The following is a 23,769-nucleotide window of genomic DNA, read 5'->3' as shown; positions in this document are numbered from 1 at the left end:
TAGTATGTAAATCTTTTTAAAAATACGGGCATATGCTATCCTATTATTTTGGGAAATACAGTACAAATAAGATTTATTTAGATAGGATTGTTTTTTGTGTAAAGAGAGGTGGAAGAAGTGGAATTTGATACTATCGCAGCAATATCAACACCAATGGGTGAGGGTGCTATTGCGATTGTTCGCTTAAGTGGGGACCAGGCGATTGAATTTGCTGACCAGCTTTTTCGCGGAAAAGGCGGGAAAAAACTTAATGATGCAGCTACGCATACTATTCATTATGGGCAGTTAGTTGATCCGAAAACAAACGAAGTAGCTGAAGAAGTTATGGTGTCTGTTATGAAGGGTCCGAAGACATTCACAAGGGAAGATGTTGTTGAGATTAATTGTCATGGAGGGCTTGTTTCGGTCAATCGTGTTTTGCAGCTAGTGCTAAAGACTGGTGCAAGATTGGCGGAACCAGGTGAGTTTACAAAGCGGGCCTTTTTGAATGGACGGATTGACTTATCACAGGCCGAAGCGGTAATGGACCTCATTCGTGCAAAAACAGATCGGGCTATGAATGTTGCTTTAGGACAAATGGAAGGCCGTCTTTCGAAGCTGATTCGAAAACTTCGTCAAGATATCTTAGAGACACTGGCGCAAGTTGAAGTAAATATTGACTACCCCGAATATGATGATGTCGAAGAAATGACTCATAAGCTGTTAATTAATAAAGCAAAAGAAATCCAAGGAGAGATTAAAAAGATTCTTCAAACCTCCGAACAAGGGAAAATTTTGCGGGAAGGGTTATCAACTGTCATTGTTGGCCGGCCAAATGTCGGAAAATCTTCTCTACTGAACAGCTTAGTACATGAAAATAAAGCGATTGTGACGGATATTCCAGGAACCACTCGTGACGTAATCGAGGAATACGTCAATGTCAGGGGGGTACCATTAAGACTATTAGATACAGCTGGTATTCGTGAAACAGAGGATATTGTTGAACGAATCGGTGTCGAACGATCAAGGCAGGTTCTGAAAGAAGCTGACTTAATCTTGCTTGTCTTAAATTATTCGGATGAACTGACAGTAGAAGACGAAAATATTTTTAAAGCGGTAGCAGGAATGGATACGATTGTAATCGTCAATAAGACAGATCTGCCGCAGAAAATAGACATGGAAAGAGTAAAAGAATTGGCTAGTGAGCATAAGCTTGTGACGACTTCACTTTTAGAAGATGTCGGAGTAGATGCACTAGAGGAAGCGATTTCTTCGCTATTCTTTGCGGGTTCAATTGAAGCCGGTGATATGACCTATGTTTCGAACAGCCGCCATATCGCACTATTGAATCAATCTCTTAACGCAATTGAAGAGGTTATAAATGGAGTAGAATCAGGAATTCCGATTGATATCGTTCAAATAGATTTAACACGTACATGGGAGCTTCTTGGGGAAATTATCGGTGAAAGTGTTCATGATAGTTTGATTGACCAGTTGTTCTCACAGTTTTGTTTAGGAAAATAAAAGAATGGGTCCAACTAACCGTCAGCCGTTGTTAAAGGAAAGTGCCGCAGATGGTAGTTGTCGATAATTATGCAGTAGAAACGAGGAGGCAGCGTAATGCAATACGAGGCTGGGAAATATGATGTCATCGTCATTGGCGCTGGGCATGCAGGGTGTGAAGCAGGATTAGCTGCTGCACGCCAAGGTGCGAAAACGTTAATGATTACAATAAATTTAGATATGGTGGCGTTTATGCCATGTAATCCATCCGTTGGAGGTCCTGCAAAAGGAATTGTTGTTCGAGAAATTGATGCTCTAGGCGGAGAGATGGGTAAAAATATTGATAAAACTCATATACAGATGCGGATGTTAAACACAGGAAAAGGACCTGCAGTTCGTGCTTTGAGAGCTCAAGCCGATAAATTTGCTTATCAGCATGAGATGAAAAGGACATTGGAAGATGAGCCTAATTTGACGCTAGTTCAAGGAATGGTAGAAGAATTAATCATTGAAGATGATGTTTGTAAAGGGGTTGTCACCAAAACCGGCGCTGCTTATTACGCAAAAACGGTCGTGATTACTACAGGGACTTTCTTAAGAGGAGAAATCATCATCGGGGATCTGAAATATTCTAGCGGTCCGAATAATCAGCAGCCTTCGATTAGGCTTTCGGAACATCTTGAAAAGCTTGGTTTTGATTTAGTTCGATTTAAAACAGGTACACCGCCAAGGGTAAATAGTAATACAATCGACTACAGCAAAACGGAAATTCAACCTGGGGATGATAAACCTCAAGGCTTTTCTTACGAGACAACAAAGTATATCACCGATCAATTGCCATGCTGGCTCACCTATACAAATGAGCATACGCATCAAATCATTGATCAAAACTTACATCGATCCCCGATGTTTTCTGGAATGGTTAAGGGAACGGGCGCTCGTTATTGTCCTTCTATTGAGGATAAAGTTGTCCGCTTTAATGATAAGCCTAGACATCAAATTTTCTTGGAGCCTGAGGGAAGAAATACAAATGAAGTGTATGTCCAAGGACTGTCAACGAGCTTGCCGGAAGAAGTTCAGCATCAAATTTTAAGAACGGTTCCAGGTCTTGAAAAGGCTCAGATGATGCGGGCAGGTTATGCGATTGAATATGATGCAATTGTTCCTTCGCAACTTTGGCCAACGCTTGAAACAAAGAGAATTCAAAACCTTTATACTGCTGGACAAATTAATGGTACGTCAGGTTACGAAGAAGCGGCTGGTCAAGGTTTAATGGCTGGAATAAATGCCGGAAGAAAAGCGCTGGGCAAAGAAGAAGTGATTTTAAGCCGTTCCGATGCTTATATTGGTGTGTTAATTGATGATTTAGTCACAAAAGGCACAAATGAGCCTTATCGTCTTTTGACTTCTCGTGCAGAGTATCGCTTATTACTTAGACATGATAATGCGGATCTGCGTTTGACAGAAATCGGTTATAAAGTAGGGCTGATCAAAGAAGAGCGCTATCAGAAATTCCTTCAGAAAAAGGAAGCCATTGAAGTTGAAAAAGAACGTTTGAAATCCATTATTATCAAACCTAAACAAGAGGTTCAAGAATTGATTAAGAGCCAAGGCGGCAGCGAATTAAAAGATGGAATTAAAGCGGCTGACCTTTTAAAAAGGCCGGAAATGACATATGAACATATTGAAAAGATCGTTCCTTCTGATCTGCCTTTAGATCAAGAGGTAAAAGAGCAGGTTGAGATTCAGGTGAAATATGAAGGATACATTGAAAAATCTCTGCAGCAGGTAGATCGCATGAAAAAGATGGAGAATAAAAAAATACCGGTTGATATTGATTATGATGCCATCTCAGGTCTTGCTACAGAGGCAAGACAAAAATTGAAGCAGGTACTTCCGTTATCGATTGCTCAGGCTTCTCGTATTTCAGGGGTTAACCCAGCGGATATTTCTATTCTTCTTGTTTATTTAGAACAAGGGAGAATTGCACGAGTTTCAAATCAGTAGGGGATGAAACTTCCGCTTCGGTTACGAGTATTTTCGAAAATATTGTCCGGGCAATAATTTTAAAATACTACTTATAGAGAGAGGTTTTCTCTCTCTTTTACATAATGAAATCACAGTCAGAAAGGAGGACTCCATGTATGAATACGGAACAATTTAAACGTACCCTTTCAGAAAAAGGGGTATCTCTTTCCGAAAAGCAAATGAGTCAGTTTGAAATCTACTACAGCACATTAGTAGAGTGGAATGAAAAAATGAACTTGACGGCGATTACTGATAAAGAAGAGGTCTACTTAAAGCACTTCTATGATTCCATCTCAGCGGCTTTTTATTTTGACTTTAATAGACCGTTAACAGTATGTGATGTGGGTGCAGGAGCAGGCTTTCCAAGCATTCCTATTAAAATTGCCTTTCCAGAAATACATGTAACGATTGTTGATTCTTTGAATAAGCGAATAGGCTTTTTGGAGCATTTGGCAAAAGAATTGCAGCTGGAGAATGTCCGCTTTATACATGACCGTGCTGAAACCTTCGGACAAAATTCGGAACATCGCGAAAGCTATGATGTTGTAACTGGAAGAGCTGTAGCACGTATGTCTGTATTAAGTGAACTTTGCCTTCCGTTAGTTAAAATGGACGGAAACTTTATTGCGATGAAAGCGGCACATGCAGAAGATGAAATGAATGCAGGTAAAAAGGCGATTGCTGCTTTTGGCGGGAAAATAGAAGAGACTTTTTCTTTCACGCTTCCGATTGAGGAAAGTGAAAGAAACATTATTGTTATTAAGAAAGTTAAAGCTACTCCAAAGAAATATCCAAGGAAACCAGGTACACCAAATAAATCTCCTATTGAATAGAGTACCTTTTTTGTCAAATTTATGGCATAATTTTAGTAGAGTAGAATTCTATTGTTACGTTTTTTAATAGTTGCAGGAACTAATCATTTTATAGAGAATTCTTAAGTTAGGGAGTTTCGTAAAGGTGGTGCAAGGTGATGAAGCAGACTTTCACACGCTTTTTTGGCCTAGGCGAAAAGGAACAACAAGCTGAAAAGGAACAACAAGCTGAAAAGGATCAGCAAGCTGAAACGGAATCAGGAGAGCAAACGGATATAACATCAACTAGGGGAAATGAAGAAATTAGGAAAATTCCTATTGAGGATATCGTACCAAATCGTTTTCAGCCGAGAACGGTTTTTGAGGAAGATAAGATAGAAGAGCTTTCCCGGACGATTCATATTCATGGGATCATTCAACCTATTGTTGTTAGGGAGTTTGAAAAGGGAAAGTATGAAATTATAGCAGGGGAACGCAGATGGCGGGCGATGAAAAAGCTTGGCTGGGATGAAGTTCCGGCAATTGTCAAGAATATGACCGATACAGAAACAGCATCTGTAGCGCTTATTGAGAATCTTCAACGAGAAGAGCTTTCTCCGATTGAAGAGGCGGTTGCGTATGGGAAATTACTAGAACTCCATAATTTAACGCAGGAGGCGCTTGCGCAGAGGCTTGGAAAAGGACAATCCACCATTGCCAACAAGCTTCGTTTATTAAAGCTGCCGCAAGAAGTTCAAGATGCAGTTTTGAAGAAATCCATTTCAGAACGTCATGCCCGTGCTCTTATTCCCCTTAAAGATCATGAAAAGCAAATTCAACTGCTAGCAGAAATAGTTGAAAAAAGCCTAAATGTGAAACAGACCGAAGAACGTGTCGTTAAGCTATTAGAAAAAGGGGCAGAAAAACCGAAGCCAAAAAGAAAAGCTTTTAGCAAAGATATGCGGATAGCCGTTAATACCATCAGGCAATCATTATCAATGGTTTCTGATAGCGGAATTAATTTGGACGCGGAAGAAAAAGAATTCGAAGAATATTATCAATTCACGATAAAAATTCCAAAGAAAAAATAGATCTTCATGAGATGAGAAATTAAACGAAAAAGTTTGGTTTCTCATATTTTTTTTTCATCCAGTTCCAGCACCTTTTCAATCTGACTGCTATAGAATGATTCTCTGAGGTTGCCTCGGAGAATAAGTGGGTTTTACTTGTTCTGAAGGCGCTTCCGCTTTTGTATATGGGAATTTTAAGAAAAACTAATTTCTGATTCTTTTTCATGATAAAATAGAATACATGATTGTGAGAATCTATTGAAGTAAATGGTGATGTCTATATTTGGAGTTTTAAGAATCAAACAAATCATCTAACATCGGGGAATGCAAACTCTGATGAAGATTCACTTTTTAGGAAATGAAGGTAGGTGACACCGTGGGCAAAGTTATTGCAATTGCAAATCAAAAGGGGGGAGTCGGTAAAACGACTACTTCTGTCAACCTAGGCGCCTGCTTAGCATACATAGGGAAAAAAGTTTTATTGGTTGATATTGACCCCCAAGGGAATGCCACGAGTGGTGTAGGTTTGGAAAAAGCAGATATTGAACAATGTGTTTACGATGTACTAGTGGATGACGTGGAAGCCGTTAAGGTTATTCTTCCGACATCTGTTGAGAATTTACATGCAATCCCCGCAACCATTCAGTTAGCAGGTGCCGAGATTGAACTTGTACCGACTATTTCGAGAGAAGTACGTTTGAAACGGGCTTTAGAAGAAGTGAAAGATCAATATGATTATATTTTAATAGATTGCCCGCCATCCTTAGGGTTGTTAACCTTAAATGCTTTAACTGCCTCTGATGCTGTGCTGATTCCCGTTCAATGTGAGTATTATGCTCTAGAAGGGTTAAGTCAGCTTCTAAATACCGTTCGTCTCGTGCAAAAGCACTTAAATCATGAACTGAAAATTGAAGGTGTATTGCTGACGATGCTCGACGCCCGAACTAATTTAGGTCTTCAAGTTATTGAAGAAGTGAAGAAGTATTTTCAGGATAAAGTCTATCAGACTGTAATCCCTAGAAATGTTCGACTAAGCGAAGCACCGAGTCATGGTGAACCCATCATTATATATGATCCAAAGTCTAGAGGGGCTGAAGTATATTTAGAATTAGCAAAGGAAGTGGCTGTACATGGCTAAAGGATTAGGAAAAGGTTTAAATGCTTTTTTTGCTAACATAGAACCGGAGAAAGAAGAAACTGTTAGGGAAGTAAGTTTGAAAGAGCTGCGCCCGAATCCGTACCAACCTCGGAAAACATTCGAAAAAGAAGCGATTGAAGAATTAAAAGATTCCATCTTAGAACATGGAATTCTCCAGCCGATCATTGTTCGAAAAAGCATTAAAGGTTATGAAATTGTCGTAGGAGAAAGACGTTATCGTGCCGCGAAGGAAGCGAAGCTGGAAACCATACCTGTTGTCATCAGAGAGCTCTCTGAACAGCAGATGATGGAACTAGCTGTGTTGGAAAATCTTCAAAGGGAAGATTTGACTCCAATTGAAGAAGCGGCTGCTTACCAGCTATTAATGGAGAAACTTTCATTTACACAAGAACAATTAGCGAAAAGACTAGGTAAAAGCCGTCCTCATATTGCTAACCATGTACGCCTGCTATCATTACCAGCAAAAATTCAAGACCTTATTTCATCAGGGAAGATCTCAATGGGACATGGCCGGGCACTATTGGGGTTACGAAAGAAAGAGAAACTAAATCTAGTTGTAGAGAAAATACTAAAAGAAGGTTTGAATGTTCGTCAACTTGAAAAGCTCATTGGCGAAATAAATGAAGGTGTTTCACGTGAAACGAAAAAACCAAAGCCCGAAAAGAATATCTTTATTCGCGAAAGAGAATCTTTTTTACGGGAACGATTTGGGACAACCGTCAATATAAAACAAAGTGATCCAAAGAAGAAAGGGAAAATTGAAATAGAATTCTTCTCAAATGAAGATTTAGAAAGAATTCTCGAATTGCTGCAATCGAATCAATCTTCTTAAGCCATCAATGAGATGGTTTATTTTTTTGCTATAAAGTATTTAACAAAAACTGCTTTCAAAACACTAAATTTCGTGTTAATCTATTTAATAGTTTTTTGAAATATTCTGAATGATGTGGTGAAACCTATGTTTCTTTTAGGAACGATTGTAAATGGACTACTTATTATCATTGGTGTTATATTAGGAAAATTTTTAAACCGAATTCCTGAAGGAATGAAAAGTACAGTCATGCACGCTATTGGACTAGCAGTTATGATCTTGGGGATGCAAATGGGCTTTAAAAGTGCAAATTTCTTGATTGTGATTATAAGTTTAGTTTTTGGTGCTGTGATTGGAGAGTACTTTGATTTAGATCGAAAGCTGAACGCCCTTGGAGAATGGATTGAAAAAAAGGTTGGGAAGAATGATGGGCAGGGTAGTATTGCACAAGGATTCGTAACAGCCACATTAATATTCGTCATTGGAGCTATGGCTATTATTGGTGCACTCGACAGCGGGATAAGAGGAGACCATGATGTGCTTTATACGAAAGGAATCATTGATGGTTTTACGGCAATCATCTTAACCACCACTCTTGGCGTTGGAGTCATATTTTCTGTTATTCCTGTTGTTATTTATCAAGGAGTGATTGCTTTATTCGCGACGCAAATTAATCAAGTTGTTCCGGAATTATTATTGAACAGCTTCATTGCAGAGATGACGGCTACAGGTGGGGCAATGATTGTTGCTATTGGCCTTAATCTCCTAGGCCTGACGAAAATTCGTGTGGCAAATTTGCTTCCAGGAATTGCTGTAGTGGCTTTTATAGTGACGATTATTTATTATGTTCAGCCTTTAATAGGTTAGCTTATATGCAGCAAGGAAAAGCTCCAGCGCAAGTTTAAGCGCTAGAGCTTTTTAAGTGATTTGTTCTTGGTCATAATCGAGTTTCAGCTCTCTCCAAGCCGGGCGATAAACGGTGCTTGCCTCGTGGATCCCATTGGCAATAACTTTTGCCATTTTTAGAACTAAATTTAATCTTGTATTTTGCAGGACGAAAAATTCCATAAATCCGCTCACGTTGACGATACCTGTAATATGGTATTCTCCTACATCTGGCAATTCCTTTTTAACACCTGCACCAGGCTTAACAGGCCCGCTGCCAATTTGAATGTAACCGACACTTTTTAGTCTGCCAAGGCAAGCATCAATTCCGACGATAAGTGGGTTAAGATGCTTTTCTTTAATTTCATTTATCTTATCCTCTAGATTAACGGCATGGATTGGATCTTCTAACGTACCATAAATGTGAAAAGGTGAGTTTGCTTTTTCTTCAAGCAGTGTACCGATTAGAGGGCCTAAGGAGTCACCAGTTGAACGATCGGTACCAATACATACAAAAACAATTGGGCGGTTTACCAGCCGCGCAGGCAAAATGGAAATAAGTTCATTTGCAATCTTTTTGGATGCATTTTGTTCATCGAACATGATCCTCGATTCAGCGCTATCTTTTTTATCGAACAAGCTAGATTTAAGATTCATTGGTCCTCTCCCTCCATATAGTAGTAACAGTATACGGAAAAATATTGAAATGTATACATACTACTTGGGATAATTATGAAAATATACTGAAAGTTTTATTTCAGTACATTTTTACCAATGTAATGAATAAGATGTAGGTATTGTTTCTTTTCTATAAGTATTGAAAAAAGCTGAAAGGGCTATAATCGACAAAGAAGAAACTTATTTTCTACAAACTCTATGGAAAAATTGTTAAAATAAAATATAGAAATAGGGGCTCAAAAATGCCTAACAGTTCGAAAATAACTCTACTCTCTTATAATAAGTTGGTTAATAGAGTTGGTTTAAAGGAGGATTAATCAATGGAGCAAAAAGAATTTGGCTTAAATGATGTAGTAGAGATGAAGAAGCAGCATCCATGCGGTACAAACCGCTGGAAAATTATTCGTTTAGGAATGGATATACGAATTAAATGTGAAGGATGTTCCCACAGCGTACTAATACCTCGAAAAGAGTTTTCCCGTAAATTGAAAAAAGTGTTAGTGAAGTATGAAGAGTAATCTTTATGCTTCTTTTTTAGTTAGAGATGTTATATTCTTATATTTTAATCCTTTAAATTCTTTATAAGTTATAAAAATGGGAGGGGAGAAGATTGAGTGTTCACCTATCATCATGCTCTTTAAACTGCTGGGATAATTGCGGTTTTAAGGTAGAAGTTGAAAATGGAAAAGTTTCAAAAATTGATGGAAACCCTGATCATCCCATAACAAAAGGGAAAATTTGCGGGCGAGGCAGAATGCTTGCAGAACGGACAAATTCTCCTGATCGTTTGCAGTTTCCTTTAAAAAAGCTAGATGGCGAGTTTAAGAGAATATCATGGGAACAAGCCCTTGATGAAATTTCTAATAAACTATATCAATATAAGAATGAGTTTGGATCTACATCGGTTTTGCATAGTCATGACTATGCAAATGGTGGACTATTGAAAAATCTTGACCAGCGGTTTTTTAATTGTTTTGGCGGTGTGACAGAATTAATCGGTTCTATTTGCTGGGGTTCAGGTATTGAAGCGCAATCTTGGGATTTTGGGGACGCCAACAGTCATTCCCCACATGATATTGTAAATAGTAAAAATGTGATTGTTTGGGGCCGAAATGCAGCTAGAACGAATATGCATCTTTTTCAACAATTACAGCAGGCGAAAAGACGAGGGACAAAGCTAATTGTGATTGATCCTATCTACAATGCTACAGCTAAAATAGCCCATCAACATATAACGATAAAACCAGGAATGGATGGTTTGCTGGCAGCCGGGATCATGAAGGAAATGTTAAGAATGAATTTGGAGGACAGAGATTTTATTGCCCACCATTCTATTGGGTTTGAAGATGTGGTAGAGCTGCTAGATACGATCACACTTGAACGTATTAGTGAGTTAACAGAGGTTTCAATTATTGATATTACAGAGTTGGCTAAAATTTATGGTGACCGTCCTACTTCAACATATCTTGGTTTAGGAATGCAGCGTTACCATAATGGAGGGAATACAATTCGCTGGATTGATGCACTTGCAGCCATTAGCGGCAACGTGGGGATTACTGGAGGCGGAGCTAATTTTGCTAATAAGCAGGTGGGGAAAAGTTTTTCAACCTCTTTGCTGTCCTTGCCTGAAAAAAGAAAAAATCACCGCCAATTTACCATGATGGAGCAAGCAAAAAGCATCCTTACCGCAGAGGATCCTGCAATTAAGATGATGATTGTTACTTGCGGAAACCCTTTAACGCAGGTGCCAAACACAAATGAAGTAAAGAGAGCTTTTCATTCTGTCGATACGGTAGTCGTCATCGATCAGTATATGACGGATACTGCTGAGCTTGCTGATTATGTATTACCGACGACAACTGTTTTTGAGGAAGAAGATGTTTATTATTCTTCTATGTATCATCATTATGTAAATTATGGCCCAAAACTTGTTGATCCTCCTGGAGAAGCAAAGTCTGATTTGTGGATTTGGACAGAATTGGCTAGACGTCTAGGTTTTGGTGATGATTTCGATTATACGAGAGAGCAATGGATCAAGATGGGATTGCAATCTCTAAGAGATCAAGGGATTACTTATGAAAAGTTAAAGGAATTTGGTCATCTAGAGCTAAAAGTAGAAGACATTCCTTGGAGTGATTATAGATTCAAAACGCCAAGCGGGAAGTATGAGTTCACATCATCGGCTGCAAAGCAAAGGGGATATGATGGAAAATTATCTTTCTCTTTGCCAAAGGAATCAGAATGGACGAACCCGGAATTGGCCAAAAACTTCCCTTATCAGCTTTTAACGATTCATCCCTTAAGGTCTAATCATTCTCAGCATTATCATTTGTTCAAAAGTGAACCAAAGGTGAAAATTGAAATCTCAAAGGATATTGCTGACAAAGAGAATTTGAAGAATGGAGACTATGCTGTTGTTTGGAATGAACGTGGAGAGATCAGCGGATATATTTCTATTCTAGAACATGGTGTTCATGCAAAGATTATTAATATTGATGAAGGAGTACCTGCCAAATTTGGAGGAGCTGTAAACAAGCTTACTTCAAGCTCACTATCTGATAATGGGCTGGGAAGTACACTTTATGATTGTCTTGTTAACATCAAAGCTGCAAAGTCTCATATTAACAATTAGGTTTGTGTTCAGGAACACCTTGATTATAATAGTGAAATAGGATAAGTTTTAATAGATATTGGACACGAGGAGTGACTATGGATGGCCTTAACAGCCGGAATAGTAGGATTGCCAAACGTTGGGAAGTCTACTTTATTTAATGCAATAACACAGGCAGGAGCGGAGTCTGCGAACTATCCGTTCTGTACCATTGATCCTAATGTAGGGATTGTAGAAGTGCCTGATGAACGTTTAACAAAGCTTACTGAGTTAGTACAGCCCAAAAAAACAGTTCCAACAACATTTGAGTTTACAGATATAGCAGGGATCGTAAAAGGTGCCAGTAAAGGTGAAGGGTTAGGAAATAAATTCTTAGCCAATATTCGAGAAGTGGATGCAATTTGCCAAGTTGTACGCTGCTTTGAGGATGAAAATATTACGCATGTATCCGGTAAAGTCGATCCAATTGATGATATCGAAGTCATTAATTTAGAGCTTATTTTAGCTGATTTAGAATCTGTTGAGAAGCGGATTGCCCGTGTGGGGAAAATGGCTAAGCAAAAAGATAAAGAAGCAATGGCAGAACTAGAAGTACTCGAAATGCTTAAAGATGCCTTTGAAGCAGAAAAACCTGCACGTACAGTTGAGTTTTCGGATGAACAAAAGAAAATTGCCAAAGGGATGCATCTTCTTACGATTAAGCCAGTTCTATACGTAGCAAATGTTGGAGAAGATGATGTAGCAGATCCTTCCTCTAATGAATACGTTCAAAAGGTTAGAGAGTTTGCTGAGAAGGATAATGCTGAAGTTATTGTCATTTGCGCAAAGATAGAGTCTGAAATAGCAGAGCTTGAAGGGGAAGAAAAAGCAATGTTCCTTGAAGAGCTTGGCATTGAGGAGTCTGGATTAGACCAGTTGATTCGTGCAGCTTATTATTTACTTGGACTAGCCACTTATTTTACTGCTGGTGTACAGGAAGTGCGTGCATGGACGTTCCGCAAAGGAATGAAAGCACCACAGTGTGCAGGGATCATTCACTCAGATTTTGAAAGAGGCTTTATCCGTGCTGAAACGGTTTCTTATGATGACTTATTGGCAGCTGGCAACATGGTTGCTGCTAAAGAAGCTGGGAAGGTACGACTAGAAGGAAAAGATTATATCGTCCAAGATGGCGATATCATTCACTTCCGTTTTAACGTTTAGGCTTTTTGATTTGTTTCGCTGTCAAACTCGCAGATCGCTGAACCTTTCCACGTGCTGTTATTCTGATTACAATAAAGGCACATTCCAAGGACCACCGATCTGCTAGGGCTGATTTTTTAAAAAACACTCTGTTGAAATAATAGAGTGTTTTTCTAGCTCTTGCTAATTGATTTTTACTGTGCTATAATTTCTTCTTGTGAGTAATGAATATTGCTCCTTGCCCATTTAAGGGCCGTTAGTCCAAAAGGAGGTGAACGTGATGAGATCGTACGAAATTATGTACATCATCCGCCCAAATATTGAAGATGAAGCTAAAAAAGCACTTGTTGAACGCTTTGATGGCATCTTAAAAGATAATGGTGCGGAAGTAGCTGAATCTAAAGAGTGGGGTAAGCGTCGTTTAGCATATGAAATCAATGATTTCCGTGATGGCTATTACCAGCTTGTAAAGGTTAATGCTGATGCAGCTGCTGTTGAAGAATTTACTCGTCTAGCTAAAATTAGCGAAGACATCATTCGTCATATCGTAATTAAAGATGAAAAATAATTTTTTTATATAGCACTTTTAACTGGTTGTTTCACGTGAAACAGCTAGTGGGAGAAAGGGGTTGATTCTGATGATGAATCGTGTAGTTCTAGTCGGTCGATTAACGAAAGATCCTGAATTGCGATACACACCAAATGGTGTTCCTGTTGCTTCATTTACCCTTGCTGTAAACCGGAGTTTTTCAAATCAACAAGGTGAAAGAGAAGCTGACTTTATCAATTGTGTGGTTTGGCGTCGTCCTGCTGAAAACGTGGCTAACTTTCTTAAAAAGGGAAGCCTTGCAGGTGTGGATGGGCGCATTCAAACGCGTAATTTTGAAGGACAAGATGGTAAGCGTGTATACATTACAGAAGTTGTAGCTGAAAGTGTACAGTTCCTTGAACCGAAAAATGCGTCTTCAGGTAATAGTGGCGGCGGTTTTGGCGGTGGAAGAGAACAAGCTAATCCATTCGGGAATAATCAGAATCAACCATATCGCAATAACAACAACAATAACAATAACAATAATAACAACCAAGGCTTTACCCGTGTAGATGAGGATCCATTTGCAGGTGGCGGTCAGATCGACATCTCTGATGATGATTTACCATTTTAGCAAGTATTAAGATGAGTAATCTTAAAAACACTTAAAAACTCTTATATAATAGGACTTCAACCTAGTTTACAGGTGAGTAATCTATAATAAGTGATTAATGGTTTTAGGTGGATTATTCAAACTCTGTTACTTATATGAGTAATCTTAAATAATCAGTATAGCCACTAGGATTTACATATTATGATATGTGTAATGTGTAAATCTTTTAAAGAGGGGACATTTTCCTTTCTTTCGGCTCAATCTCTATAGGGTAGATTTTTTTGTTAAAAAAACGGGTATCGGTGAATTATATTAAAAATCTTTTTGGAAAGGGAGGTAATTTAAATGGCAGGTGGAGGTCGTAGAGGTGGACGTGCTAAACGTCGTAAGGTTTGCTATTTTACAGCAAACGGTATCACTCACATCGATTATAAAGATGTAGATTTACTAAAAAAATTCATCTCAGAACGTGGTAAGATTTTACCTCGTCGTGTTACTGGAACAAACGCTAAATACCAACGTAAATTAACTGTTGCTATTAAGCGTGCGCGTACTATGGCATTGTTACCATATGTAACAGGAGAATAATGGTATGATAAAAAGCAGTTTGGAGATAATTCTCCTACTGCTTTTTTTTTATGCATATATGACAATTTGCCTTAAATCTAATAGGTTTATCCAATTGCTTTTTATATGAGTAATCTAGGTCTTGATACAGTTCCTATGGAATTAATATGCTATAATTTGAATAATATGTAAATCTAACCAAAAGGGGAGTACCCCCCATATTTGGTGGTTAGGGGGATGAAATGAAAGTTGAGAAAACCCTATCTTCCTTAGTATTAGTAGATTCTAATATGAGAATTATTCCAGAGGTTTTAGATTTTACAAATACGTTGGAACAAAAGGGGATGTCACCCAATACTGTTAGAGGCTATTTAAATGATCTAAAGGTGTTTTATTTGTGGCTTACCCAGGAAGGGCTGCTGTTCTATGAGGTAAGGCCAAAACATATACCAAGTTTCATTGAGTTCATTGATAGTAGGAGTATAAGTGGAAGAGTATCGCCTCCCACCCTTTCAAGGTATTTAGCTACTCTAAGCTCCTTCTACAGACATTTTGAAGCTTTAGGGGGTTTTGTAGAAGAATCTCCATTAGTTAAAGTAGAAGGCTTTAGACCTACCCAAAGAAGAGGGTACTTTAGACATATCACTAAAAATTGGGATAAAAATCTTCACAATTACTTTAAGAGGAAGCACAAAAAGAAAATAGATAAGAAAAGGTTGTTTCCTGATGCAGTGGATAAGTGTTACGAAACAATAGAGTCTCTGTGGAATGAGAATGAGTCCTTAAAATTTCGTAATAGGTTGATGTTTAAATTTCTATATGAAACAGGTTATAGGGTATCTGAACTTCTACATCTAAGAATTGCTGATTTTGACTATCCTGATCCAACAGAAAAAACAGGAAACATTTATCTTATCGAACGAGATAATGAACCACCCGATAGGCAACTTAAAACAGGGGAAAGAACAACCCCGGTCTCTTCTACGTTATTGCAAGAGATAGATGATTATATTTTGTATCATCGCCCTGAAAAGGAAGGTGTCGATTATATTTTCGTTTCCCACTCTAGGGCTAATTTTGGAAATCCAGTTGGAAGAGTAACCGTTGAAGGGGTTTTAAATGAAATTGAAGTGGCAAGTGAACTAAAACAAATCCGATTAACACCTCATGCGCTTAGACATACTCATGCTTCCGAATTACAAGACCTTGGGGTTGATGTGAATATCATAAAGGAACGTTTAGGACATGGAAGCATTGAGACTACTGCTAAGTATGCTAAACCTTCAATAGATACTTTAATTAAGGCCCATGAAAGATATCTAGCAAGAAAGGAAGGTGTGGTGTCCGATGGATAACGTACTTCCTCTAATTGATATGAAAAAAGATACATGGATACTACCTTCTAGTGATGACTTACATGATTACTCATTCGTTTTTGAATATTTACCAAATGAATGGTTTAAGGAGACGATTAAGAAAATTGCAAAGGAAAACATTACAATAGGTAGATTAAAACTCTCTACATTAAACAGATACAACTATTCTCTAATGGTATTTTTTGATTTCTTGGAGAGCTATGATATTGAACTTGCTACGTTTAAGGATATCTCATATGAGCTTATTGAAGGCTTTGTTCACTATCTTTTAGCAAACGTAGATAGTCCATCGACAAGATCTGTAATAATTGCATCTTTAAAGCATCACATAAAGCATGGTCAAATGTTTGAATGGGAGGGATTCCCTGCATTTGAAGTCTTTGACGGTACAGAACAACGTACTCTTCAAACAGAAGATACACTAAAAAGTATGTTGATCGATGATGTTGTAATGGATTCAATTGATTCTTCACTCCGCCAGTGGAAATCAACAATAAATCCGGTTTTAGAAAACTTAAATGATGTTGTATTGTGGGTATTAATTACTGTAATTAGGCATACTGGAATTCGGCTTACAGAGGCTCTAAATCTCAATAGTGATTGCTTAAATAGAGACTTAATGAAGAAGTATTTGCTAGAGGTAGTAAGTCCAAAAAATGAAACCGAAAGGTTTATTCCAGTGAGTAAAGAAGTAGCAGTAGCAATTGATTATCTTAGTCAAACTACAAAAGATCTTCGGGTTGATTTAAACAGCAATAAACTGTTCTATTATAATTTAATCTTTAAAAACAGCTATAAGATACTTGATCAAAACACTGCGAGAGATTGGTTAAGGAATAAGTTTATTAAGAAGTTTGATATTAAGGATTCTAATGGTAAATTAGCAGTACTGACATTTCATAACTTTCGTCATCAAATAGGAACTGATCTTTTAAATAATGGGATGAGTGCTTTCGAAGTAATGCAGTATTTAGGGCATGAGTCCATGCACTCCACTAGGTTATATGCCAAAGTTCGAAACGACAGATTAACCAAAGAGTATAAGAAGGTTGGCTTTATAGGTGTCATCAAACAAAGCATCGAAAATATTGTTGATGAAGAAGGAAAACAACTTGATTCTGAAAAACGTTTAATGGCACAACTTCCAGATGGTGTTTGTGCAAAGCCAATTAATACAAAGGTTATTGATTGCAAGAAACCTAATGCCTGTCTATTCTGTCCTAAGTTTATTACTACACCTGAATTTCTTGATATTCATAAGGTTCATTTAGAACGTATAAGGGCGGATAAAGAACGGTATCTGGCAGAAGACTTAATGGGTAGTGAATACCATCTTTTTGAGACTGAAAAGGCTCTAGAAGACATTATAAGTCGTTTGCAGCCCTCCAAGAAGGGAGATCATTAAGTGGCAATTAAAAAGAATATACCCATTGTTGATTACGACCCCTCAAAGCCAGAAACTGAATGGCGTTGTGGTAATAGTAAATTTACAGAAGATATATGGGACTTTAAAGGTTTGGTTGATGCCCCTCACTGGAATGATGCTAAATTCCGAATAGACTTCAATTCTTTTAATGAGTGGCAATCAGTTAAAGTTACAGTAAAAAGGTATATCCTATCAGAATTAATAATGATTGTTTTTAACTCCGTCAAACGAAAATATGCATCATTTAAACAGCTTAGGGATTATTTGAAAGAGAACCCTAATATTCAATCCTTTCAGGACTTTTCTAATAATACAGTTCGTGAGTTTTTTGAGTATCTCTTAAATGCCAAAAGCAATAAAGGGACACGTCTTAGTCCAGTAAGTGTTAAAAAATCAGCACAAGTGGTTAAAGAATTGTTAATCCGAGGTAGTCAAAGGGGGTGGGATGTCCCTCGAAATACAGTTAAAGTAAATAGTATTTACGATGAGTTGATCATTAGAAATAATAGAATTAAAGAAGGTACGAAGTTAGGTAAAACAAACAAAGTATTGCCTGAAGCTGAAATCGTCAGTAATCTAATAAATTTGGCGCTAAAACAAATTGAAAAGGGTGAGGATGTACTTGTATCGGCAGGAATTCTAATCTCAACCCAATTAGGACTTCGGATCAGTGAGCTTGTCCTAATGGAAGCAAATCGTTTAAGTGTTATTAACGGAGAAGCCCAGATCACCTTCCGAACTTGGAAAACAAAGAAGGAGCTTATTTGGGTTACGAGGCCTGCGAATGAAATTGTTGTTAAAACAATAAAAGCTTTAGAAAAGCATTCAGAACCTTTTAGAAAGCAAATCGGCCAACCTTATCTCTTCTTAGATAGAGTTAAAAACAAAGTTCCTATTCAAATAGCTGATTATTCAAATTGGGGTAAAAACAGGTTAAACCCCTTTATCAAAAAGCATGATTTAAAGGATGAGTATGGAAACAAACTAAAGCTAACACAGCACTATTTCAGACATATATTTACTACCTATGCATTAAAAGGTGGAATGAAAATACATGATGTTGCTGAAATGTTAGGTCATGCATCAATTATGATGACAGAAACATATGACCATACTTCGGAAGAAAAACAAGAGGTAATTAAGGGAATTCTTTCTGGTGATGTTTCAGTTAGCACAACTAATAAAACTGTACTGGCATCGATTGAAGGCGACGATAATCCGTTTAAAGGTAAAACCATTGATCAAGTAGATAAAATGCGAAGGAGCCTAAAAATTGAGCTTTTACCTCACGGAATATGTTTACACCATCCGATGCGCGGAGAACCTTGCGCTCAAGACGGTGTGTGTTTAGGATGTAACAACTTCCTAGCATCCTCCAATCATCTACCGATTTACGAACGAAGGCTCGAAAAGGTTAACGAAGAGTTAAATAAAACCAGCAATGATAGAAGTATATACTCTACTAAACTTCGTTATCAAAAAGGGCAGCTAGAAAAGTATGTCTTCGACCTCCAAGAAAAATTGGCACAAAAAGAATTCCAAGAATCATTAGAACAAGTGGCAGGTTCAAAATATGACGAATAAGAATAATCTAACGTTGGCAGAGATAAACAGGCTCAGAACTACAGAAAAAGTCAAAGAAGCACTTGAAATATTAAAGAATAGAAACTTACCAATAAGCATAAGTAGTGTTTCTAAAATGGCTAATATATCACGAAAGACAATCTCGACAAACCGTCCTGATTTAAAAGCAATGATCGATGAAGTGAGTTCCCTTCAAAACGATTTAAAGGCATCTAAGGGAAATAAAACCAAATCAAAAGGCACAACTCAATCTGAACGTTTGGAACGGCTTAGAGAGAAGAATAAGGAGCTTATAGAGGATAAGAAAAAGATTCTAGAGCAAAACATAACTCTCACTAAAGAAAATACTAGATTGAAAGAAAGACTTGCGGATTTGGAGGAGAAATTGTATTCTCAGGCTGAACTTAAAATCGTTGAGATGAAAAGTAGTAATCGTTCGTGACGTTTGAAACCTCTTATGGAATGGATAAACTAGAATTTATTATTATTTAGGAAGATGAACCTGTTGCTTTAAGAGATAGAAAAAAAGCAGCCGGAAATACATATAGAACTATTGCTTTTTAAAATGCAAATTAATTGATTATCTTTTAGGTAGTCAATTTTTTTATTTATTAACATCATTCAAGATAAAGCTATTATGTATTCCTATTTTTTATAAAGGTGAAGACGGAAAAGTGTGGGAATATGTACTTAACCCTGATGAAACGATTCTTGAAATACCTGTCAGTAACTAATCTAAATAGCTAAAGAGTGCGATAGTTGAACAAGCTGTTCCTTCTTCAACTATTGTGGCAGGATTGTTTAACAAGGGATATAAAAGTGATGGTAAAATAATGGTAATAAGGAGGAGATATTTATTCTAAAATTTGATAAGCGAAGGATTCTGTGTGCGGTAATTATTTCTTTGATGATAGCACTATTGGTTTTTTCAATTTTTACTAACTTCAATTTATCTGGTTATGCTTATCATTTGGATGAAAACACGAATATGTTTAGTCTTGAAGAGGGATTTGTTAAAAAGAAGGAAATATACAGTGAGCATGTTAATGAATATAATTCAATAAACATCGCTATGGTCATGTTGGATATTAACCACGCAAAGGAACTATGGTATGCAAGTATTTTAATCTTTTTGGTGTTTACTGCGGCATTATTTGGATTATTAGATTCTCGTTTGAAATCAAAAAAACATGTAAAATGGATAATTGCTTTATATATTACAAGCTTTACAATTTTTATTATTTGGAATATAAACTCGCATAAAGAAATACTTGAGGAAATAGCTCAAAATATTAATTTTTTTAAAACATAATAATCAAATCAATTTTATAGGTGTGGGGCGATCGCGAAATAAGTAAGCAGTTGCCTTTTTACTAACGGGAGATTAGTAAAAGATCGAAGGGAATATTCTAATAATTCCGATATTACAAATAGAGAGGAGGAGAAAAATATGGGGTTTAGTTGGAAGGTTTCAGCAAAATACCTTACTTATGCTGTTGGATTTATTATTTTGTTAATTTTTTCAGGTGAGATTTATTCTTATTTTCAAGGAATCCAACAGGACACCTACAAACTTGTACCTTGGTCCATATATGCAACGTTAACTTATATTCCTATTGGGATATATCTTGGACTACCCAAACTCTTAAAAGAAAAGAAAAAAGCAGGAAAGTGGAAAATAAATTTTCAAAAATTATTATTTATTGGTTTACCAATCCTATATTTCGTATTTTATTGGTATTTCCCATTTTCATATCCTATACCAGAGTTTCTTGTTCATACGAACATCATTTTCAGACACGGAGGTACTATAATAGTGGGTTATATACTAATCGATAGCTTTATTAAAGAGTAACAAAAATTCACTAACGTGGGCGATTCTTCAATAGGAACAGTTGCTTTTAATGGAGTAAGCAAAGGTTAATAAGGATTAACAAATTGCAAAGAATAAGGAGTAAATGTAAATATGAGGTGAATTTTGATGGTTAAGAGATACATATTGCTTTTAGGGATTTTATTTTCTACATTTACTCCTTTACAAACTGTTAAAGCTGAAACTGTTCCAAAAGCAGAAGACCTGTATGTCACAACAGAGGATATTATTTCAGACATTGTATTCCCAACTATTGATAAAAGGGTAATAAAAGAGTATGGGCAGGATACTCTTTTTGGCTGGGAAATGAAAGGGATTGTTGGTATAACATACAATGACAATCATTCCTATGATGTTTCTGTAAGAATTGATATTCATTCTAGAAATCTTGATAATAATAAAGAAGATATAGTAGAGGTAAGAATATCCCCATCTTGTGATAGCGATAAGCTTAATAAGCTAAAATGTAATCATGGGTTCAAAATTGAAATATTAGATTATAAACATTTGTCCCCATCTGATGAATTGACTACTACCTCTAAAGCACAAAATGAGTACCTAACTAAAATTATAAAAAAAGAGAAACTTGAAGAGCTATATGCAAAACGAGTGCTTTAAGTAGAGCTTACTTCCAAATTGAAGAAGAGATATTTGAACTACAAAAAGAAATTCTTGAAGCAGAAAAAAAGCCAAATTAAAACTTGAACTAACGGGTGCGATTGTTCAATATGAGCAGTCGCTATTTTACTAACTGGCAGAATAGTGCAAGAAGAAAAATGAAGAATATGGTAAAATTAGGGTATATACTCAAATTAAAAAGAAGGTTACTGAATGGAATTCTTAACTGAAAAATTATTATTTATAGGATTGTTTATCTTTATTATCCATTCGATAGAAACACTAGCTTATGCTGTGAGGTTATCAGGTGCAAGAGTAAAGATGATAGCATCAGCTTTATCTCTATTTAATATAATGGTTATCGTTTCAAGGTTAGCAAATATGATGCAACAACCTTTCACTGGTAGTCTAATTGATACTGCTCCAAAAGAAAATGCTTTGGAGTTTGTGGAAACTCAATTTCGAATTCTCATTGGCGCATCAACGATTGGAACAGTATTTGGCATAATTCTACTTCCTACTTTTATAGCTTTATTTTCAAGGGCAATCATTCATTTATCAGAGGAGAAAGGCTCTGTTCCTTCCTTAATGAAAAGGATATTTTCTTTACAGTACATAAAGCGTGGCATAACACATTTTAATCTACCTAAATTTTCATACTTCCAAGATATTAAGGTTAAGGATATTCCAATTAAACTCTTTTTTGTAAATATGATAATAACAGCAATATATACAATTGGTGTATTATCTGCACTATATGCTGCTTTATTAGCTCCCGAAAGAGCCTCAACTGCTATTATGGCATCAGGTTTAATAAATGGCATAGCAACGATACTTTTGGTTATCTTCATTGACCCCAAAATATCTGTAATTGCGGACGATGTTGTTAATCAAAGAGGAAGTTACAATAAGCTAAAAAGCATGTCAATAATGATGGTCACTTCAAGGTTATTTGGCACATTATTTGCTCAATTGTTGTTTATATGGGGAGCAAGATACATAGCTTGGTTTACAAAGTTCATTGTGTAAACGTTATTCAACTGGTGATATTCATCAGAAGGAGAATGGCTCTTCCCTTATTGCAGTATAGAGCAGGTTAGTCAAATAATTTAATAAACTCATTTATGGAGGAAAAAATAATATTATGACAGAAACATTAAGGGGAGATGTGCTGATTGATGTATAAGACAAATAGAGGTGCTTTTTTATTAGGCCTTTTCTCTGCTATTCTTGGTATTGTTTTCTTTGCAATTTTTTATTATTTTATTTTCAATGATTCACCCTTTAGGCGTGCGTTTGATTACACATTGCCAGTAGGGTCATCTATAATTATCCCTTCTATGACAACATTAGGTGCATTATTCAGAGGGGAGAAATGGTTGATTTTAGCTTCTTCTTTTATGGCTTTGTTTGGTGCAATATATTTAATATATGCGACAAATAATATCCTTCAATGGTATATAATCGTACCTTTAATGTACCTTATTACTTTCATATCTTTGTTAAATATAAAGAATCGTTAGTTTTCGTTATATTTATGACTTACTTTATATGTTTGTTATTAACAAACAGGGAGCATTTCTTCAAGAAGGAGAAGTGCTTTTTTAATGAAGTGTAAAGCGCGGGATGTAGAATATAACAAGAAATAATATTTGTGTTTTTGGGAAATCTAAGATTGGTGATGAAAAATGAAAAAAGTATTGGTTATACTAATAGGATTGCTTTTTACTACTCAATCGGTATTAGCAACCTCTAGTAGCAACGAAGTGGTGAATAATTTTATATTAGCCCTAGTCAAAAATAATGATAAACTGGCAAAGTCATATGTATCTTCAAATGTTAAAATTCCTGAAATAAGAGAAAATACACCAATTAGGGGATTTATGAAATTATCCTCACCTAAAGAAAATGTTAAAGTATCCATTACTTATTTCGATGATGGAGAAAATGAGCCAGAAAGAATAGCTTTTATTTGGGAAATCACTTCTAATAAAGAAAAAATAACAAATATACGGGTTGTTTATGATGGATCCAATCCACTTATGAATGAATCAAAAGTTGTTAATGAATATGAAGCTAAATTTCAAAATAAAATATTAGTACCTTCAGAATTTCCCTTTGATATTACACATGTAAACGGATATGTATATAAAGATGAATTGATGCTAAGATATCGAAATGAAAATATAAACGGATTACTTCAGATAAGTGTTGTACCTAATGATGTTAGTTTAGAAGGATTTGGAGGAAGATATGATAAATTTTATACATTGAAGAACGGAGCAAAGGCATTGTACCAACCGAATTTTGGTCCAGCACAGCAACTAATCTTTCAACATAAAAATTTAAAGTACTCGATCGGTATAAGTAGAAGAACAGAAAAAAAGATTACAGTAGATGATTTACTTAAAATTGCTAACTCTATGTTATAAAAAATCGGGGAGCTATTCTTCAAGAAGGAGTATAGCTTTTTTTATTGAAGTAAA

Annotated in this window: 24 protein-coding genes; 23 read left to right on the top strand and 1 reads right to left on the bottom strand. The window is 36.4% G+C overall.

Annotated elements, in window-relative coordinates:
* The first annotated feature begins 117 nt into the window (after positions 1–117).
* From mnmE to CZ487_RS25840, 7 genes are all read left to right on the top strand, one after another.
* A complete protein-coding gene (mnmE, locus tag CZ487_RS25870; RefSeq protein WP_077215227.1) occupies positions 118–1,503 on the top strand; it encodes a tRNA uridine-5-carboxymethylaminomethyl(34) synthesis GTPase MnmE in 1,386 nt (461 codons plus the stop codon).
* Positions 1,504–1,599: 96 nt separating this feature from the next.
* Positions 1,600–3,489: a tRNA uridine-5-carboxymethylaminomethyl(34) synthesis enzyme MnmG gene (mnmG, locus tag CZ487_RS25865; RefSeq protein WP_077215226.1), complete on the top strand. Its 1,890-nt coding sequence runs from the start codon at positions 1,600–1,602 to the stop codon at positions 3,487–3,489.
* 137 nt (positions 3,490–3,626) lie between these two features.
* Positions 3,627–4,343 (top strand): 16S rRNA (guanine(527)-N(7))-methyltransferase RsmG, encoded by a 717-nt coding sequence (gene rsmG / locus CZ487_RS25860; protein ID WP_077215225.1) that lies wholly within the window; start codon positions 3,627–3,629, stop codon positions 4,341–4,343.
* A 137-nt stretch (positions 4,344–4,480) separates the two neighbouring features.
* Complete coding sequence (noc, locus tag CZ487_RS25855) at positions 4,481–5,392, top strand: nucleoid occlusion protein (RefSeq protein WP_077215224.1); 912 nt, start codon at positions 4,481–4,483, stop codon at positions 5,390–5,392.
* 355 nt (positions 5,393–5,747) lie between these two features.
* Positions 5,748–6,509: a ParA family protein gene (locus CZ487_RS25850; RefSeq protein ID WP_077215223.1), complete on the top strand. Its 762-nt coding sequence runs from the start codon at positions 5,748–5,750 to the stop codon at positions 6,507–6,509.
* Positions 6,502–7,362, top strand: a complete 861-nt coding sequence (locus tag CZ487_RS25845; protein WP_077215222.1) for a ParB/RepB/Spo0J family partition protein — start codon at positions 6,502–6,504, stop codon at positions 7,360–7,362. Before CZ487_RS25850 ends, CZ487_RS25845 begins: the two co-directional genes overlap by 8 nt.
* Before the next feature lie 126 nt (positions 7,363–7,488).
* Positions 7,489–8,208 carry a DUF554 domain-containing protein gene (locus CZ487_RS25840; RefSeq protein ID WP_077215221.1) on the top strand — a complete coding sequence of 240 codons (720 nt, stop codon included), beginning with the start codon at positions 7,489–7,491 and terminating at the stop codon, positions 8,206–8,208.
* 51 nt (positions 8,209–8,259) lie between these two features.
* On the opposite strand, the gene yyaC is transcribed toward CZ487_RS25840, so the two are convergent.
* Positions 8,260–8,883, bottom strand: a complete 624-nt coding sequence (gene yyaC, locus CZ487_RS25835) for a spore protease YyaC (protein ID WP_077215220.1) — start codon at positions 8,881–8,883, stop codon at positions 8,260–8,262.
* Between the two features lie 341 nt (positions 8,884–9,224).
* On the opposite strand from yyaC, the gene CZ487_RS25830 reads away from it, so the two are divergent.
* The 16 genes from CZ487_RS25830 (at position 9,225) to CZ487_RS25755 (ending at position 23,715) form a co-directional block, all read left to right on the top strand.
* Positions 9,225–9,422, top strand: a complete 198-nt coding sequence (locus CZ487_RS25830; protein ID WP_077215219.1) for a DUF951 domain-containing protein — start codon at positions 9,225–9,227, stop codon at positions 9,420–9,422.
* 92 nt (positions 9,423–9,514) lie between these two features.
* Entirely contained in the window at positions 9,515–11,536 is a 2,022-nt protein-coding gene (locus tag CZ487_RS25825) for a molybdopterin-dependent oxidoreductase (protein ID WP_077215218.1), read from the top strand.
* 81 nt (positions 11,537–11,617) lie between these two features.
* On the top strand, positions 11,618–12,718 hold the full coding sequence (gene ychF, locus CZ487_RS25820; protein ID WP_077215217.1) for a redox-regulated ATPase YchF: 1,101 nt from the start codon (positions 11,618–11,620) through the stop codon (positions 12,716–12,718).
* A 259-nt stretch (positions 12,719–12,977) separates the two neighbouring features.
* Positions 12,978–13,265: a 30S ribosomal protein S6 gene (gene rpsF / locus CZ487_RS25815; RefSeq protein ID WP_077215216.1), complete on the top strand. Its 288-nt coding sequence runs from the start codon at positions 12,978–12,980 to the stop codon at positions 13,263–13,265.
* Between the two features lie 70 nt (positions 13,266–13,335).
* Positions 13,336–13,860 carry a single-stranded DNA-binding protein gene (ssb, locus tag CZ487_RS25810; RefSeq protein WP_077215215.1) on the top strand — a complete coding sequence of 175 codons (525 nt, stop codon included), beginning with the start codon at positions 13,336–13,338 and terminating at the stop codon, positions 13,858–13,860.
* A 324-nt stretch (positions 13,861–14,184) separates the two neighbouring features.
* On the top strand, positions 14,185–14,427 hold the full coding sequence (gene rpsR / locus CZ487_RS25805) for a 30S ribosomal protein S18 (RefSeq protein WP_019157210.1): 243 nt from the start codon (positions 14,185–14,187) through the stop codon (positions 14,425–14,427).
* Between the two features lie 221 nt (positions 14,428–14,648).
* Positions 14,649–15,761: a tyrosine-type recombinase/integrase gene (locus tag CZ487_RS25800; RefSeq protein ID WP_077215214.1), complete on the top strand. Its 1,113-nt coding sequence runs from the start codon at positions 14,649–14,651 to the stop codon at positions 15,759–15,761.
* On the top strand, positions 15,754–17,187 hold the full coding sequence (locus CZ487_RS25795; protein WP_077215213.1) for a tyrosine-type recombinase/integrase: 1,434 nt from the start codon (positions 15,754–15,756) through the stop codon (positions 17,185–17,187). The genes CZ487_RS25800 and CZ487_RS25795 overlap by 8 nt, the downstream gene beginning before the upstream one ends.
* The gene (locus CZ487_RS25790) at positions 17,188–18,792 is read left to right on the top strand and encodes a tyrosine-type recombinase/integrase (RefSeq protein ID WP_077215212.1); all 1,605 of its coding nucleotides are present in this window, start codon (positions 17,188–17,190) and stop codon (positions 18,790–18,792) included.
* The gene (locus CZ487_RS25785; protein ID WP_077215211.1) at positions 18,782–19,234 is read left to right on the top strand and encodes a hypothetical protein; all 453 of its coding nucleotides are present in this window, start codon (positions 18,782–18,784) and stop codon (positions 19,232–19,234) included. Before CZ487_RS25790 ends, CZ487_RS25785 begins: the two co-directional genes overlap by 11 nt.
* 546 nt (positions 19,235–19,780) lie before the next feature.
* Complete coding sequence (locus CZ487_RS25780) at positions 19,781–20,104, top strand: hypothetical protein (protein ID WP_077215210.1); 324 nt, start codon at positions 19,781–19,783, stop codon at positions 20,102–20,104.
* Positions 20,105–20,242: 138 nt separating this feature from the next.
* Positions 20,243–20,647: a hypothetical protein gene (locus CZ487_RS25775; protein WP_077215209.1), complete on the top strand. Its 405-nt coding sequence runs from the start codon at positions 20,243–20,245 to the stop codon at positions 20,645–20,647.
* 126 nt (positions 20,648–20,773) lie between these two features.
* Positions 20,774–21,283, top strand: a complete 510-nt coding sequence (locus CZ487_RS25770; RefSeq protein WP_077215208.1) for a hypothetical protein — start codon at positions 20,774–20,776, stop codon at positions 21,281–21,283.
* Between the two features lie 213 nt (positions 21,284–21,496).
* On the top strand, positions 21,497–22,312 hold the full coding sequence (locus CZ487_RS25765) for a lipid II flippase Amj family protein (RefSeq protein WP_077215207.1): 816 nt from the start codon (positions 21,497–21,499) through the stop codon (positions 22,310–22,312).
* Positions 22,313–22,458: 146 nt separating this feature from the next.
* On the top strand, positions 22,459–22,806 hold the full coding sequence (locus CZ487_RS25760) for a hypothetical protein (RefSeq protein WP_139339619.1): 348 nt from the start codon (positions 22,459–22,461) through the stop codon (positions 22,804–22,806).
* A 165-nt stretch (positions 22,807–22,971) separates the two neighbouring features.
* On the top strand, positions 22,972–23,715 hold the full coding sequence (locus tag CZ487_RS25755) for a hypothetical protein (protein WP_077215205.1): 744 nt from the start codon (positions 22,972–22,974) through the stop codon (positions 23,713–23,715).
* The last annotated feature ends 54 nt before the right edge of the window (positions 23,716–23,769 follow it).

The organism is Robertmurraya dakarensis (assembly GCF_900156875.1).
Lineage (GTDB): Bacteria > Bacillota > Bacilli > Bacillales > Cytobacillaceae > Robertmurraya > Robertmurraya dakarensis.
This window is presented reverse-complemented; position numbering and strand designations above follow the sequence as displayed.

Bases quoted from the DNA above. Each gene is read 5' to 3' on its own strand.
- mnmG (WP_077215226.1), top strand. From the start codon at position 1,600: ATGCAATACGAGGCTGGGAAATATGATGTCATCGTCATTGGCGCTGGG.
- rpsR (WP_019157210.1), top strand. From the start codon at position 14,185: ATGGCAGGTGGAGGTCGTAGAGGTGGACGTGCTAAACGTCGTAAGGTT.
- rsmG (WP_077215225.1), top strand. From the start codon at position 3,627: ATGAATACGGAACAATTTAAACGTACCCTTTCAGAAAAAGGGGTATCT.
- noc (WP_077215224.1), top strand. From the start codon at position 4,481: ATGAAGCAGACTTTCACACGCTTTTTTGGCCTAGGCGAAAAGGAACAA.
- CZ487_RS25775 (WP_077215209.1), top strand. From the start codon at position 20,243: ATGGGGTTTAGTTGGAAGGTTTCAGCAAAATACCTTACTTATGCTGTT.
- CZ487_RS25795 (WP_077215213.1), top strand. From the start codon at position 15,754: ATGGATAACGTACTTCCTCTAATTGATATGAAAAAAGATACATGGATA.
- CZ487_RS25765 (WP_077215207.1), top strand. From the start codon at position 21,497: ATGGAATTCTTAACTGAAAAATTATTATTTATAGGATTGTTTATCTTT.
- CZ487_RS25840 (WP_077215221.1), top strand. From the start codon at position 7,489: ATGTTTCTTTTAGGAACGATTGTAAATGGACTACTTATTATCATTGGT.
- CZ487_RS25780 (WP_077215210.1), top strand. From the start codon at position 19,781: ATGTTTAGTCTTGAAGAGGGATTTGTTAAAAAGAAGGAAATATACAGT.
- rpsF (WP_077215216.1), top strand. From the start codon at position 12,978: ATGAGATCGTACGAAATTATGTACATCATCCGCCCAAATATTGAAGAT.
- CZ487_RS25830 (WP_077215219.1), top strand. From the start codon at position 9,225: ATGGAGCAAAAAGAATTTGGCTTAAATGATGTAGTAGAGATGAAGAAG.
- CZ487_RS25800 (WP_077215214.1), top strand. From the start codon at position 14,649: ATGAAAGTTGAGAAAACCCTATCTTCCTTAGTATTAGTAGATTCTAAT.
- CZ487_RS25785 (WP_077215211.1), top strand. From the start codon at position 18,782: ATGACGAATAAGAATAATCTAACGTTGGCAGAGATAAACAGGCTCAGA.
- CZ487_RS25770 (WP_077215208.1), top strand. From the start codon at position 20,774: ATGGTTAAGAGATACATATTGCTTTTAGGGATTTTATTTTCTACATTT.
- CZ487_RS25755 (WP_077215205.1), top strand. From the start codon at position 22,972: ATGAAAAAAGTATTGGTTATACTAATAGGATTGCTTTTTACTACTCAA.
- yyaC (WP_077215220.1), bottom strand. From the start codon at position 8,883: ATGAATCTTAAATCTAGCTTGTTCGATAAAAAAGATAGCGCTGAATCG.
- ssb (WP_077215215.1), top strand. From the start codon at position 13,336: ATGATGAATCGTGTAGTTCTAGTCGGTCGATTAACGAAAGATCCTGAA.
- ychF (WP_077215217.1), top strand. From the start codon at position 11,618: ATGGCCTTAACAGCCGGAATAGTAGGATTGCCAAACGTTGGGAAGTCT.
- CZ487_RS25845 (WP_077215222.1), top strand. From the start codon at position 6,502: ATGGCTAAAGGATTAGGAAAAGGTTTAAATGCTTTTTTTGCTAACATA.